Origin of the sequence: Candidatus Endoriftia persephonae (genome assembly GCF_023733635.1) — a bacterium.
In the GTDB taxonomy this organism is placed as follows: Bacteria; Pseudomonadota; Gammaproteobacteria; order Chromatiales; family Chromatiaceae; genus Endoriftia; species Endoriftia persephonae.
Map to the genome: position 1 here is coordinate 1,089,502 of NZ_CP090569.1, position 12,838 is coordinate 1,102,339.

The following is a 12,838-nucleotide window of genomic DNA, read 5'->3' on the forward strand; positions in this document are numbered from 1 at the left end:
CGGGCGGCCTGGAGCAGAGAAGGATGAAGAGAAGAGAGTTTCTGAGACTGGCGGGAGTGGCAGGCATGGCAGCGGTGCTGCCGGGTTGGACGCGGCCAGGGATGGCGGCGGCCTACAACGGGCCGATATTGATCACCCTGCATGCCGGTGGCGGTTGGGACCAGAGTTCCTTCTGTGATCCGCGGGAGGACAGTGCGGTGAATCGTTGGGCGGCCAGCGCGCCGGCCGGGCGCGCCGGTAATCTGCGTTATGCCCCGTTCGCCGAGAATGCCGAGTTTTTTCAGCGCCACCACCAGCGGATGTTGGTGATCAATGGTATCGATCTGCAGAGCAACGGCCACGGGGCGGCGGAGCGCAATCGCAGCACTGGCCAGCTGATGACCGGCTATCCAAGCCTCAATGAGCTGCTGGCGGGGGTCCACGGCCAGGGGATGCCGATGCCGTTTGTGCGCGCCAGCGGTTTTTCCGAGACCGCCGGGGTGATGCCCTTCACTGGGCTGCCGGATGAGTCGTTGTTGCGCACCATGGCCGATCCGAACTGGCGGGATGCCAACCGGACCTTCCACAAGCCCTCCGATATCGCCATCGTGCGGCGCTTTCAGCTGGAGCGGTTGCAGGCGCAACGGCAGCGTCCAGACAACCTGCCGCGTTGGCAGGGCAAGCTGGATGAACTCTATAGCGCCCGTAGTGGTAGCGGTGGTCTGGCCCGTCTCGCCGACGTGATGCCGGCGAGCCTCGACACCACCGACCTGAAGGGTGACCGGAGCAGCCTGGTGCGCGACATGCACCTGTTTCTGGTGATGGCGGCGGCCGGCATGAGCGTCACCGGGGTCTTCAGCAGTGGCGGTTTCGACACCCACGGAAACCATGACAACAACCAGGCGGCGGCCCTGCTGCGGTTGACCCGTGGCCTCGACTACCTCTGGAGCAAGGCGGAACAGATCGGACTGGCCAACCGCCTGCTGGTGCATGTCACCTCGGATGTGGGGCGCACCCCCAGCTACAACAGCAACAACGGCAAGGACCACTGGTCGGCGGGCAGCGAGCTGCTGATGAGGCAAGGGGTCGGCTGGACCGACCGGATCGTCGGCGCGGGCGGCCCACGCCATGAGAAACTGGCCATCGATCCACGCACCCTGCAGATCGACAGCGCCGGCATGCTGCTCCAGCCGCGCCACATCCAGAGTGAGCTGCGCAAACTGTTGGGTATCGACCAGCACCCCCTGGCCCGGCGCTTTCCGCTGCGGGCCGAGCCGGTCGGCCTGTTCGACCCGAATCGCTCCACCGGGATTCAGGTGTGAAAGACGACGGTTGTGGATGGGAGCGGCGTTCGTGCCGAGCATCGGCCTGGCCAGCACTGATATAGGTTTAGTAACGATGAACAAGATCGATCGCAGAGGTTTTCTCAAGACCCTGGCCACCGGCGCGGCCCTGCTGGGCGCTCCGGCCCTGGCGCTGGGGGCGGCCCGCCAGGTGGTGGTGGTCGGTGGCGGCACCGGCGGGGTCAGTGTCGCCCGCGCCCTGCGCCGTGCCGACGCCACGATTGCGGTGACCCTGATCGAGCCCGATAGCGACTACTACACCTGCTATATGAGCAACGAGGTGCTGGGGGGAGGGCGCAGCCTGGCGTCGATCCGGTTTGGCTATGCCGGGTTGCAGGCGGATGGCATCCAAGTGGTGCGGGACCGGGTCAGTGCCATCGATGCAGGTGCCCGGCAGGTGATTACCGCCACTGGCGCACGCCTCCCCTATGACCGCTGCATCGTCTCACCGGGCATCGACTTCCGCTACGAGACGGTGGCAGGCTACGACGCCTCGGTGATTACCACCATTCCCCACGCCTGGAAGGCGGGGGAGCAGACCCGCCTGCTGCGCGCCCAGCTGGAGGCGATGCCCGACGGCGGCACCTTTATCCTGGCCGCGCCGCCCAATCCCTACCGCTGTCCGCCCGCCCCCTACGAGCGGGCCAGTCAGGTGGCCCACTACTTTAAACAGTACAAACCGCGCAGCAAGGTGTTGATCCTCGATCCGAAGGGCAGTTTTGCCAAGCAGAGCCTGTTCATCCAGGGCTGGCGGGATCTCTACGGCTACGACAGCGGCAATGCGATGATCGAGTGGATCGGCGGTCCCGAGCAGGGGGTGGTGCAGGTCGATCCGGTCAGCCGCCGGGTCACCACTGGGTTTGGCGACAGCTACAACGCCGATGTGCTGAATCTGGTGCCAGCCCAGCAGGCCGGCGCGATCGCCTTTCAGGCTGGCCTGACCGATGCCAGCGGTTGGTGTCCGGTGGATCCGCAGACCTTCGAGTCCCGGCTGCGCCCCGGCATCCATGTGATCGGTGACGCCTGTAGCGCCAGCCCACTGCCCAAGTCGGGCTTTGCCGCCAACTCCGAGGCCAAGCAGTGCGCCCTGGCGGTGGCGGCGCTGCTCAACGATCGGCCGTTGGCCAACCCCTCCTACGCCAATGCCTGCTACAGTATCGTTGGCGCCGACTACGCTATCTCTGTGCTCGGGGTCTACCGTCTTGCCGCCGGTGGTCAGCAGATCGAACAGGTGCCCGGCAGCGGTGGTCTATCGCGTGCCGACGCCAGCGCCGAGGAGCGCCGCCGGGATGTAGAGTACGCCCACAGCTGGTACAACAACTTCACCCGGGATCTGTTTGGCGGCTAGTTGCCCAGTGATTAAATCAAATAATCTCATCGACCCTTTGCCCCTCCTGCCTCATCGCAGCCCGACCGCGGCCAGCGCGGCCCTGAGCTGCTCGATCTGGTCAGCGCTGGTCATGGGGTAGGTCTGCAGCCATCGCTGAAAGGAGAAACCGGGGCGGATCATCCGTACCTCTTCGGCCTCCCACTCCCCGCTCCCATCCTCTTCCGAGGTAACCGCGCTGGCCGCCATATAGAGGTGGGCATCCAGACTGGCCGGATTGCGTGACAGGGCCTCATGGAGATTGATTCGGGCCTGCTCAATGTCGCCGAGGAAATAGTAGGCACGGCCAAGCAGCAGGAAGTAGAGATAGCCCGCCTCCGGCCGCAGACGCATGGCCCGGCACAGCAGGGAGAGCGAGCGCTTCGGTGTCCCGAGATAGGTGTGGATGCCCCCCATCAGGGCGTAGGTGTCGGCAAAGGAGTTATCCAGCGCCACCGCCTTGCGCAGGGACTCCAGTGCCTGTTGATGTTGGCGTCGTTGGGCGTCCACATACCCCAGCACCCAATAGGTCTGCGGGATCTCCGGATCGATATGCAGGGCGGTATCGGCCATCTCCCGGGCCCGGCTGAGGGAGGCGCCGCCATCCTCTGACCACTGATTGCGATAGTCTGCCGCATGGCTCAGGGCGAGATCGGCGTAGGCCTGTGCGAAGGCAGGGCCCTGCTCGATGGCCAGCCGGTAGAGAGCCCGTGCCTGCCGGTTGTCCTCAGCCTTGCGGGTCAGGAGATGGGCCTGGGCATCGAGAAAATAGCCGTAGGCGGCCAGATTGCGGGTATAGCGCCGGGCCAGGTGGCGGCGCTCGGCCTGACTGACGCGCAGCGACAGCTGGTCGACCACGCGGCGACTAATCTCCGACTGCATATCGAATAGCTCTCCAAGTGGGTGATCGAAATGTTCCGACCAGAGCTGACGCGCGGTTGCAGATTCGGTTAGCCGGACATGGACCAGCAACCGTCCCTGTTCATGGAACACACTCCCCGAAACCAGATAACGGGCGCGTTTTTCGTGATGCAGATCGCCGCTTCCTCCCGGGTCGTTGATCACCCAGATCTCTGACAGCCTGGAGAGATCATCGGCCAGGTCGGCGGTTATACCGCCGGCAAATCTTATCGAAACGGCATCGTCCGCTGCTGTTTTGAAAGGGAGTACGCTGATGGTCAGGGGCGCGGAGCGAGACTGGGTGACAGGTGATTCCCCTCTGTTCACAAGCGCCGGACTAGGATTGCCTGGTTCTCCCTCGATAAAGATCAGAGCGAGTGACAGCGCCAGGATGATGACCCTGGTTTGGTCGTTGTGGCAGCCAGCTGACTCTTTTTTTGCATCTATCTGCCGGGGGCGCCTTCAAGGGCAGATTTTCGACCTGTGTAATCAATCGATAGCCATGTTTGGAGATGGTCTGGATATAACGCGGGTGTTTCGCGTCATCTCCCAGGGCCTTGCGTAACTTGATGATGACCTGGGTCAGGGCATCGTCACTGACGATCACCCCAGCCAGAGGGCCGACAGCAGTTGCTTGCGGCTGACCACCTCGTCTAATAATAGGAGACAGACCACGGTTTTCTTGTCTATCTGTCCTAATCTTTTCACAGCAATAGGGGACAGACCCCTGTTTTCTTGTCTATCCTAATCTTTTAGGATCTGCGACATGATGAGCGACCATGCCAAGACGACCAAGAGTAGTTTTACCCGGCGTTTCATTGCATTTGATTCAGCGGGGTAATAACCGCCAGGCTTGCTTTTATGCCGATGATGATTGTCGGTTATATCTGGAGTGGCTACACACCTATGCGCGGGATAGCGGGTGTGCGATCCATGCCTACGTGCTGATGACCAACCATGTCCACCTCCTGCTGTCGTCGACAGCGGCCAGAGGCGTGGGGGAGATGATGAAACGGTTGGGGCAGCGCTACGTTCAATACATCAACCGGACCTACCGACGCAGTGGAACCTTGTGGGAGGGGCGTTTTCGCTCGTGCCTTACCCAGGAGGAGACCTATGTGCTGGGCTGTTATCGATACATTGAGTTGAACCCGGTGCGAGCAGGCATGGTGGAGCACCCGGGGGAGTATCGGTGGTCTAGTTACCGGGCAAACGCTCAGGGAGAGGCGTGTGGTTGGTTGGAGCCGCACGCTTGCTATCAGTCGTTGGCGGCGGATGAACAGGGGCGGCAGGCTGCTTATCGAGAGTTGTTCCGCTACCAACTCGATCCAGGTCTGGTCGATGAGATTCGTGAGGCAACAAACGGCAACTATGTATTGGGCAGTTCCCGTTTTCAGGAAGAGGTTGCCAAGGCCTTGGGGCGCCGAGTGGTTCGGGGACGATCCGGTAGGCCAAAGAAGCAGGTTGACGCTGATGCAGGTGATCTATTCGGGACTGGCCGATGAAAACCGTGGTCTGTCCCCTTTTTACCCTTTTTACCCTTTTTACCGCTGGATGTGGCGGGTCACTACGCCAGGCCGGACATCTTTGAGCTCCGGGTGAACCGCTTGCCGGTTTGTCCCGTGCGGTTCGATGAGTAGTGGCGGTGGATTTGCCATGGAACTGGAGTCGGTCCTGCTGGCAACTCTGCCGCTGCCGCCTGGGGATTCTGCATCCGGGATATGAGAGGTAGTCAGGTCCGTGGGAGCGGTGTGGTTGTCTGAATAAGGATTCCCCCTCTGTCCTAAAAAAAACAATTCCGGTATATTCCGCACATGGATCTAAACTTTCTAGAATTTGAGCAGCCGATCGCAGAACTCGAGGCAAAAATCGAGGAGCTGCGGCTGGTCGGCGACGACAACGAGATCAACATCCAGGACGAGATCAGCCGTCTGGAGAGCAAGAGCCAGGCGCTCACCGAGTCGATCTTCTCCAACCTGAAACCCTGGCAGATCTCCCAGCTGGCACGTCATCCGCTGCGCCCCTACATGCTTGACTACATCAGTCGAATCTTCGACGAGTTCCATGAACTCCACGGTGATCGTGCGTTTGCCGATGACCATGCGATCGTCGGTGGTGTGGCGCGTCTTGAGGGCGAGCCGGTGATGGTGATCGGTCAGCAGAAGGGGCGTGACACCAAGGACAAGATCTATCGCAACTTCGGTATGCCGCGTCCCGAGGGCTACCGCAAGGCGCTGCGCCTGATGGAGATGGCAGAGCGTTTTCAGCTGCCGATCCTGACCTTCATCGACACCCCCGGTGCCTACCCCGGTGTGGGTGCAGAAGAGCGCGGCCAGAGTGAGGCGATCGCGCGCAACCTCAGGGTGATGTCGGGCTTGCGTACCCCGATCATCTGCACTGTGATCGGTGAGGGTGGCTCCGGCGGCGCGCTGGCTATCGGGGTGGGCGACCGGACGATGATGCTGCAAAACAGCACCTATTCGGTGATCTCCCCCGAGGGGTGCGCCTCGATCCTGTGGAAAGATGCGGAGAAGGCGCCGCTCGCTGCTGAGGCGATGGGCATCACCTCCGACCGCCTGAAGGAACTGAATCTGGTCGACGAGATCGTGCCAGAGCCCCTTGGCGGCGCCCATCGTGACATTGAGACGATGGCGAAGAATCTCAAACACGCCCTGGTCGAAGGGCTGGCAAACCTTCGCAGCATGGCAATCGACAAGCTGTTGGATACCCGTTACCAGCGTCTGATGCAGTACGGGCAGTTCAGCGGCGACTGAGCCTGTCCGGTCACTTCTGGTGTGAACTCTGATGGAGTTCTCTACCAATCATCTGCTGAAAATCCTCAACGAGCTGCCCAAAGGCGACCGCTATCTGGTCGCCTTTAGCGGTGGGCTCGATTCTACGGTTCTGTTGCATGCCCTTGCCGGGCTCCGCGAACGCCTGAGCGGCGGGCTGGTGGCAGTGCATGTAGACCACGGCCTACAGCCGGACTCCAGGCTCTGGGCCGAGCAGGCCGGCCAGTTCTGCGCTGCTCTCGAAATCCCCCTGATCCAGCAACGTCTGGAGATTGTCCCCCAGCCGGGTGAAAGCCTGGAGGCGTTGGCGCGCCAGCGTCGCTATCAGAGCCTGGCCGGTGTCCTGCTGGCTGGGGATCTGTTGCTCACCGCGCAGCATCGAGATGACCAGGCAGAGACCCTGTTGCTACAGCTGCTGCGCGGCAGCGGTCCGGCTGGTCTGGCCGCCATGCCGCGCATCGCCCCGCTGGGTCAGGGTCGACTGGTGAGGCCGCTGCTCGATTTCCCACGTAGTGCGCTGGAGGCCTATGCCCATCAGCAGGGCTTGCAGTGGTTGGAGGACCCGAGCAACGCCCAGCTCCAGTTCGACCGCAACTATCTGCGTCACCGGGTGGTGCCGATGTTGAAGGCACGCTGGCCCGCCGCCGATGCCACTCTCTCCCGCTCGGCGTCGCTCTGTGGTGATGCCCAGCAGCTGATCGACGAGCTGGTGGCGGAGGATCTGGCGGCAGCAGAGTGGTGCGATGGGGTGTTGTCGATGCGTCATCTGTTGTCACTCTCATCGCCCCGCCAGCGCAGCCTGTTACGTCACTGGATCCGTGCCCAGGGGGCGCCGTTGCCAGGGTCGCGCCACCTGCTGCGGATCGAGCGGGAACTGCTTGGCAGCCGCAAGGATGCGCAACCACTGGTGGAGTGGGCTGGCTGGCAGGTGCGGCGGTATCGCGATGGTATCTATCTGATGAAGAGCCTCAAGCCGTTTGACCGGGCCACTCGAATCTACTGGGAGGGCGGTGATTCACTGCAGCTGCCTGCGGCGATGGGCGAGCTGCGGTGCATCGATGCCAGCCAGGGAATCAGTCTCGATCGCTGGCAGGCCAGCCGAGTGGAAGTGCGGTTTCGTCAAGGTGGAGAGTGCTGCCGACCTGTGGCTGACCCACACCGGCGTCCACTCAAGCAGCTGTTTCAACAGTGGGGTATCCCGCCCTGGATCAGGCAGCGGGTGCCGTTGCTCTATCTGGATGGAGAGTTGGCGGCACTGCCGGGGCTGGTGGTCTGTCAGCCGTTTCAGAACCGGCCCGGCGAGGCCGCCCTGGAGTTGGTGGGTGAGATGCCCGGCTATCTGCGATCACTCAGGCAGGCGGCTGAGCAGGCCCCATCGTCCGCTTGAGACGGGTGTCTGCTCTGCTGCTGGCAGTACCGGCTTATCCAAGGGTTTAGCAGGTTGTTGAAATTCTACTCAGGCGGCGCGATCCGGCGTTAAAATTGGCCTCAAAATGCTCGTTTACTTCAGTAAACTGCGCTTTTTTGCCCGATTTTGCCTTACTTCGCGCTCACCTGAGCGAATTTCAACAGCCTGTTAGAATTGGCCGCCGAGGCGGCGTAGTGCCGAGCTTCCCACATGCTGCAGCATTGTCCAGAGGATATGCAGTGAGGGACGCAGGTCGTGCCAGCGGAAGAAGGCGAAGGAGCGGCATCTCATCAGCGATAGCAGCCAGTTGCCGATGGAGAGATTCCCGCGGCGCTGGTGCTGACGGAAGCTCTTGATGTCACCCTTCAGGTCAACCCAGTATTTGTGTTGCAGCACGGGTTTTAGGGTCTGATCGCTGATGTCTGTGCCGAGCAGTTCCTGATAGTAGAAGTAGGGCAAGTTGAGGCCGCTGTCCTGCAGATGGCCGATGGAGGAAAAAGGGCGGGCGTTGAAGTCGATCAGGTGGAGTTTGCCGGTGCGTTTGTCCTCCAGCCATTCAATGCCAAAGATGCTGTGGAACGGCAGTAACTTTAGCAGTCGACTGGTGTTTTCGGACATCGTTTTTTCGCGATCTATACCGCGTGATGGTATCTCACCATAGCAGGTGATGCCTCGGTCCGGCGTGTTTTGGCGGATGCGCAGGTTACCAGTCCTCCATTCCGGTTACACAGGCCGTAGCAGTCGAAGATGTGGTTGTCACCACCGTCGATGCGGCTCTGCACCACCAGCCTGTCGCATACGAAGGCGATCAGTTCAGGCGATCGCCTCATCGTCATCGGCGATCCGGTGAGGCTATTGGAGTAGCGTGCGATGTCGGCGTCCGAGACGATGGTGGCATAGACAGGGATGCCCTGATCGGCCAGGCAGCGGGCGGTGGCCAGATCGGTTCGCCCGGCGTGCAACACAATCGCTGGAACCTGCGACGATGAAACAGGCCTTTGGCGGACGGGATCGGCTGAGGATCTGTCGCTTTGGTGGTTCTGTTTGGGCGTTAGGCTGTCGCTCTGGAAGAGGTAATTGTTGGGAAGCGGATAGCTGCTCATCGGGTTGCCGCCGGTGGGTGTTGAGGTGCGTCTTGCATTGGCAAGTGACCGGATTACGTCAGAAAAAATGGCTAAGCCATCTTAATTATTGGCCAGGCGTGTTCAGTGATGAGGTCAATGGGGAGGACTGAGAAAATGCTTCCTGATGGATGGGCTTTTGTGAAGTCCCTTCTTTTCGGCTTGATCAGCAGGAGGTTGTGGGCGAGTGTTTGCCGGTCATTCAGATGAATGGGCGCGGTGCAGAGGTTGGGTGGGGGCTTAGCTTTGGTGAATCTGTGAACTGATTGTCCGTGCCGCCTGTAGTCCCTGTTCCAACTCCTCTAGCGGTGGAATGTCGTGATCCGGTTCGAGCAGGGTGGAGATTGGGCCGGTTTGTGCCAGAGTTTCACGATAGAGCGCCCAGATCCGGGATGAGTCGGGGGCAGTCGCGTCATCCGCATCCCCTTGATACTCCTGCCGCTCTTGGGGTGGGGTAAGGTGCACCTCCCAGATACGATCCGCTGGCAGCTGCCGGAGATAGTCGAGGGGGGAGAAGTTGTGGTCGATCGCCTTGCTGATGATGTTGCTCAGGTCGAGTAGGATCAGCGAGTCAGAGCGTTCTGCAACAGCACTGACAAACTCCCACTCGTCCATCTGTTTGGAACGATCACGATGGAACTCCGGGATGTTCTCCAGTAGCAGCCGCTGTCCAAGTGTTTCCTGCACTTGCTCGATGCGTGTCACCAGATGGTCGATCATCTCTTTGGTATAGGGCAGCGGGCGCAGGTCGTAGCTGTGGGACTGGCCCGGCAGGGTCCAGCAGAGGTGGTCGGAGAACCAGGCGCACTGCAGCCGTTCGCTGAGCTGTTTGATCTGCTGCAGATAGCGCTGGTCGATGGGGTCGGGACCGCCGATCGAGAGCGAGCCGCCATGCAGTATCAGCGGGTAGTCCTGGCGGATCCTGGCAAGCTCGTCGAGGGTGCCGGCATCTGCGTCGAGATAGTTGTCACAGGGTAGTTCAAACCAGTCGACTGCTGGCTGCTGTTGCAACACATCGCTGACAAACTCGCGTCTCAGGCTGAGGCCGAAACCGAGATCAGGCCGCTGTTGAGAGAGCATGTCGGAACTCATCGGTCATGGATCAGTGCAGGATGTTGAACATGCGATTGCGGTAGCGTTTGACGAGTTCGCCCTCGCCACCGAGCATCTCGAAGACCTTCAGCATGCCCTTGCGGCCGGCGTCATCGTTATACTGGCGGTCCTTCTGCATCAGGATCAGAAACTGCTCCAGCGCTCCTTCCAGATCGTTGTTGATGACCTTGTGGTTGGCTAGCTGGAAGCGCGCCTTGCTGTCGTCAGGGTCTGCTTCCAGCCTCTTTTTCAACTCTTCCACAGCGGGGGCATCGGCGCAGGTCTGGTCGAATTCGATACGGGCCAGCAGAGCGATGACCTCTGGCGACTCGCGTTCCTCTGCCGGGAGAGCATTGAGCAGTGCCTGGGCGTCGTCGAGTCTGCCTTGGCCGGTCAGATAGCGGCCCAGGGAGAGTAGTACCCGCGGGTTGTCCGGGTCCATCTGGTTGGCCTTCAGCATCAATTCGCCGGCGCCTTCGCTGTCGCCCTGTTGCAGCAGCTGTTCTGCCTGGGCCAGGATCAGGTCGGACTCGCGCGGGATATGGCGGTCGAGAAAGGTGCGGATCTCACGCTCCGGCAGCGCGCCCATGAACTCGTCCAGTGGCTGGCCGTTGCGGAACAGCTTGACGGTAGGCAGGCTGCGGATGCCGTACTGGGCGGCCAGTTCCCGCTGCTCTTCGGTGTTGAGCTTGGCGAGGATGAATTTGCCCTGATAGGCGTCGGCGAGGCTGGCGAGGATCGGCATCAGTATCTTGCAGGGGTTGCACCAGTCGGCCCAGAAGTCGACCAGCACCGGCCGTTCCATGGAGCCCTCGATTACCACGCGCTGAAAGTTTTCGGCATTGACCTCAATAACAAACGGGGAGTCGCTCATTTCGGTTTGAATCCAGTGATTTCGATGCTCGCTATTATACTGATTGGGTATTGAATGGCACGAGCTTGAAAAGGGATGAATGGGGCCCAATCTGGGGGGTGGTATAGATTGCTGGAGTTATTTTTATGTCTGATTCAGTGCATGTGGTCTGTCCCCACTGTGATGGGGTAAACCGGCTCCCCCGGGCGCGTCTCGGCGATGGCGCCAGCTGTGGCAAGTGTCGCAAGCCGCTCTTTTCCGGACAGCCGCTGGCGTTGGATGGTGCGCGTTTCCAACGGCATCTGCAGCGCAGCGAGATTCCCCTGCTGGTTGATTTCTGGGCGCCCTGGTGTGGTCCCTGTCAGATGATGGCACCGGCTTTTGAGCAGGCGGCCCGCCAGCTGGAACCGTCGGTGCGGTTGATCAAGGTCAATACTGAGGAACAGCAGCAGCTGGCCGCCCAGTACGGTATTCGCAGCATTCCGACCCTGATGCTGTTCCGTGCCGGTCAGGAGCAGCAGCGGCTCGCCGGGGCGTTGGATGCTGCCGGAATTGTGGCCTGGGCCCGCCAGGCAGTGGTCGGCAGTTGAAGCCGATAGACGGTCTCATGGGTTTTTAGTAGAATCCAGCGGGTTCTGGCGGCAATCCGTGCCGCTGATACCGTTTCTGGATTTCCGAGAGGGGAGTGGCCGCGAGGCCCCTCCCTTTTCGCATGTGCTACGCGGAGGGTTTTTTGAGCAAGTCGGCAGTTCTTGTCCTGGAGGATGGCACCCTGTTCCGGGGCGAATCGATCGGTGCCGACGGATGTTCCGTGGGTGAGGTCGTGTTCAATACGGCGATGACGGGTTATCAGGAGATCCTCACCGATCCCTCCTACGCACGTCAGATCATCACTCTGACCTACCCACATATCGGCAACACTGGTGCCAACGAGGATGACGAGGAGTCGGCGCATATCCACGCCGCCGGTCTGGTGATTCGCGATCTGCCGCTGTTGAGCAGTAATTGGCGCAGCCAGGAGCCGCTCGATGCCTATCTTCGTCGCAATAATGTGGTGGCGATCGCCGGTATCGATACCCGCAAACTAACCCGAATCCTCCGTGAGAAGGGCGCCCAGGGTGGCTGCATCCTGGCCGATGAGGCGATCGACGAGGCCGCTGCGCTGGCTGCTGCCAAGGACTTTCCCGGCCTCAAGGGGATGGATCTGGCGAAACAGGTCACCACCGATACCCCCTACGAATGGGTTCAGGGCAGCTGGTCCCTTGAAGGCGGCATGCCGGAGGCCGAACACCCCATCGAAGAGAAACTGCCGCTACACGTGGTCGCCTACGACTACGGTGTAAAGCGCAATATCCTGCGCATGCTGGTGGATCGCGGTTGCCGCCTCACTGTAGTGCCGGCGCAGATGCCCGCCAAAGATGTGTTGGCGCTGCAGCCGGATGGGGTCTTTCTCTCCAACGGTCCGGGTGATCCGGAGCCCTGCGACTATGCCATCGATGCGATCCGACAGATTGTCGAGAGTGGTATTCCCACCTTTGGCATCTGCCTGGGACACCAGTTGCTCTCTCTGGCCAGCGGCGCCAACACCGTGAAGATGAAGTTTGGCCACCACGGTGCCAACCATCCGGTGCAGGATCTGGCCGAAAAGACAGTGATGATCTCCAGTCAGAACCACGGCTTTGCAGTGGATGAACAGAGCCTGCCGGCCAACCTAGCGGCGACCCACCGCTCCCTGTTTGACGGTTCCCTGCAGGGTATTCATCGCACCGACAAGCCGGCCTTCGGCTTCCAGGGGCACCCCGAGGCCAGCCCCGGTCCCCACGATGTAGCGCCCGTGTTCGATCATTTCATCGAGTTGATGAAGACCAGAGTGAATTAGCCGCAAATAACGCGAATAATTCGAAAAGGATTTTGGAAAGAGTAAGTCGTCTGGGACCATGACGATCGTAATTTGATTTGGCGAAGATTTGCGTCCAGTTACCCA

At 60.8% G+C, this 12,838-nt stretch carries 13 protein-coding genes; 7 read left to right on the top strand and 6 right to left on the bottom strand.

What is annotated here, in order from left to right; genetic code table 11:
- Positions 1-23: 23 nt before the first annotated feature.
- Positions 24-1,301, top strand: a complete 1,278-nt coding sequence (locus L0Y14_RS04890) for a DUF1501 domain-containing protein (protein WP_006475834.1) — start codon at positions 24-26, stop codon at positions 1,299-1,301.
- A gap of 76 nt (positions 1,302-1,377) precedes the next feature.
- Positions 1,378-2,670, top strand: coding sequence for an NAD(P)/FAD-dependent oxidoreductase (locus L0Y14_RS04895; protein ID WP_251859265.1), 1,293 nt, complete (start codon positions 1,378-1,380; stop codon positions 2,668-2,670).
- 51 nt (positions 2,671-2,721) lie between these two features.
- Here L0Y14_RS04895 and L0Y14_RS04900 read toward each other — a convergent pair whose 3' ends face one another.
- Positions 2,722-3,915, bottom strand: a complete 1,194-nt coding sequence (locus L0Y14_RS04900; protein WP_083825155.1) for a tetratricopeptide repeat protein — start codon at positions 3,913-3,915, stop codon at positions 2,722-2,724.
- Between the two features lie 10 nt (positions 3,916-3,925).
- Positions 3,926-4,195 (bottom strand): winged helix-turn-helix domain-containing protein, encoded by a 270-nt coding sequence (locus L0Y14_RS16615; RefSeq protein WP_005966540.1) that lies wholly within the window; start codon positions 4,193-4,195, stop codon positions 3,926-3,928.
- 172 nt (positions 4,196-4,367) lie between these two features.
- Here L0Y14_RS16615 and L0Y14_RS04905 point away from each other — a divergent pair, with 172 nt between their 5' ends.
- The 3 genes from L0Y14_RS04905 (at position 4,368) to tilS (ending at position 7,767) form a co-directional block, all read left to right on the top strand.
- Complete coding sequence (locus L0Y14_RS04905) at positions 4,368-5,093, top strand: transposase (protein WP_005966544.1); 726 nt, start codon at positions 4,368-4,370, stop codon at positions 5,091-5,093.
- Between the two features lie 309 nt (positions 5,094-5,402).
- On the top strand, positions 5,403-6,362 hold the full coding sequence (gene accA / locus L0Y14_RS04910; RefSeq protein ID WP_005961537.1) for an acetyl-CoA carboxylase carboxyl transferase subunit alpha: 960 nt from the start codon (positions 5,403-5,405) through the stop codon (positions 6,360-6,362).
- 31 nt (positions 6,363-6,393) lie between these two features.
- On the top strand, positions 6,394-7,767 hold the full coding sequence (tilS, locus tag L0Y14_RS04915) for a tRNA lysidine(34) synthetase TilS (protein WP_005961539.1): 1,374 nt from the start codon (positions 6,394-6,396) through the stop codon (positions 7,765-7,767).
- 189 nt (positions 7,768-7,956) lie between these two features.
- Here tilS and L0Y14_RS04920 read toward each other — a convergent pair whose 3' ends face one another.
- The 4 genes from L0Y14_RS04920 to trxA form a co-directional block, all read right to left on the bottom strand.
- A complete protein-coding gene (locus tag L0Y14_RS04920; RefSeq protein WP_005961541.1) occupies positions 7,957-8,406 on the bottom strand; it encodes a hypothetical protein in 450 nt (149 codons plus the stop codon).
- Positions 8,407-8,420: 14 nt separating this feature from the next.
- Positions 8,421-8,753: a hypothetical protein gene (locus tag L0Y14_RS04925; RefSeq protein ID WP_006474959.1), complete on the bottom strand. Its 333-nt coding sequence runs from the start codon at positions 8,751-8,753 to the stop codon at positions 8,421-8,423.
- 396 nt (positions 8,754-9,149) lie between these two features.
- Positions 9,150-10,001 (bottom strand): MbnB/TglH/ChrH family RiPP precursor modification enzyme, encoded by an 852-nt coding sequence (locus tag L0Y14_RS04930; protein ID WP_005961545.1) that lies wholly within the window; start codon positions 9,999-10,001, stop codon positions 9,150-9,152.
- Between the two features lie 10 nt (positions 10,002-10,011).
- The gene (gene trxA, locus L0Y14_RS04935) at positions 10,012-10,875 is read right to left on the bottom strand and encodes a thioredoxin (RefSeq protein WP_006474957.1); all 864 of its coding nucleotides are present in this window, start codon (positions 10,873-10,875) and stop codon (positions 10,012-10,014) included.
- Between the two features lie 125 nt (positions 10,876-11,000).
- On the opposite strand from trxA, the gene trxC reads away from it, so the two are divergent.
- Both trxC and carA read left to right on the top strand, forming a co-directional pair.
- Positions 11,001-11,444, top strand: coding sequence for a thioredoxin TrxC (gene trxC, locus L0Y14_RS04940; protein WP_005961549.1), 444 nt, complete (start codon positions 11,001-11,003; stop codon positions 11,442-11,444).
- 122 nt (positions 11,445-11,566) lie between these two features.
- Positions 11,567-12,733, top strand: a complete 1,167-nt coding sequence (gene carA / locus L0Y14_RS04945; RefSeq protein ID WP_305790621.1) for a glutamine-hydrolyzing carbamoyl-phosphate synthase small subunit — start codon at positions 11,567-11,569, stop codon at positions 12,731-12,733.
- The last annotated feature ends 105 nt before the right edge of the window (positions 12,734-12,838 follow it).

Bases quoted from the DNA above. Each gene is read 5' to 3' on its own strand.
- L0Y14_RS04890 (WP_006475834.1), top strand. From the start codon at position 24: ATGAAGAGAAGAGAGTTTCTGAGACTGGCGGGAGTGGCAGGCATGGCA.
- L0Y14_RS04895 (WP_251859265.1), top strand. From the start codon at position 1,378: ATGAACAAGATCGATCGCAGAGGTTTTCTCAAGACCCTGGCCACCGGC.
- L0Y14_RS04905 (WP_005966544.1), top strand. From the start codon at position 4,368: ATGCCAAGACGACCAAGAGTAGTTTTACCCGGCGTTTCATTGCATTTG.
- accA (WP_005961537.1), top strand. From the start codon at position 5,403: ATGGATCTAAACTTTCTAGAATTTGAGCAGCCGATCGCAGAACTCGAG.
- tilS (WP_005961539.1), top strand. From the start codon at position 6,394: ATGGAGTTCTCTACCAATCATCTGCTGAAAATCCTCAACGAGCTGCCC.
- L0Y14_RS04920 (WP_005961541.1), bottom strand. From the start codon at position 8,406: ATGTCCGAAAACACCAGTCGACTGCTAAAGTTACTGCCGTTCCACAGC.
- L0Y14_RS04930 (WP_005961545.1), bottom strand. From the start codon at position 10,001: ATGAGTTCCGACATGCTCTCTCAACAGCGGCCTGATCTCGGTTTCGGC.
- trxA (WP_006474957.1), bottom strand. From the start codon at position 10,875: ATGAGCGACTCCCCGTTTGTTATTGAGGTCAATGCCGAAAACTTTCAG.
- trxC (WP_005961549.1), top strand. From the start codon at position 11,001: ATGTCTGATTCAGTGCATGTGGTCTGTCCCCACTGTGATGGGGTAAAC.
- carA (WP_305790621.1), top strand. From the start codon at position 11,567: ATGTGCTACGCGGAGGGTTTTTTGAGCAAGTCGGCAGTTCTTGTCCTG.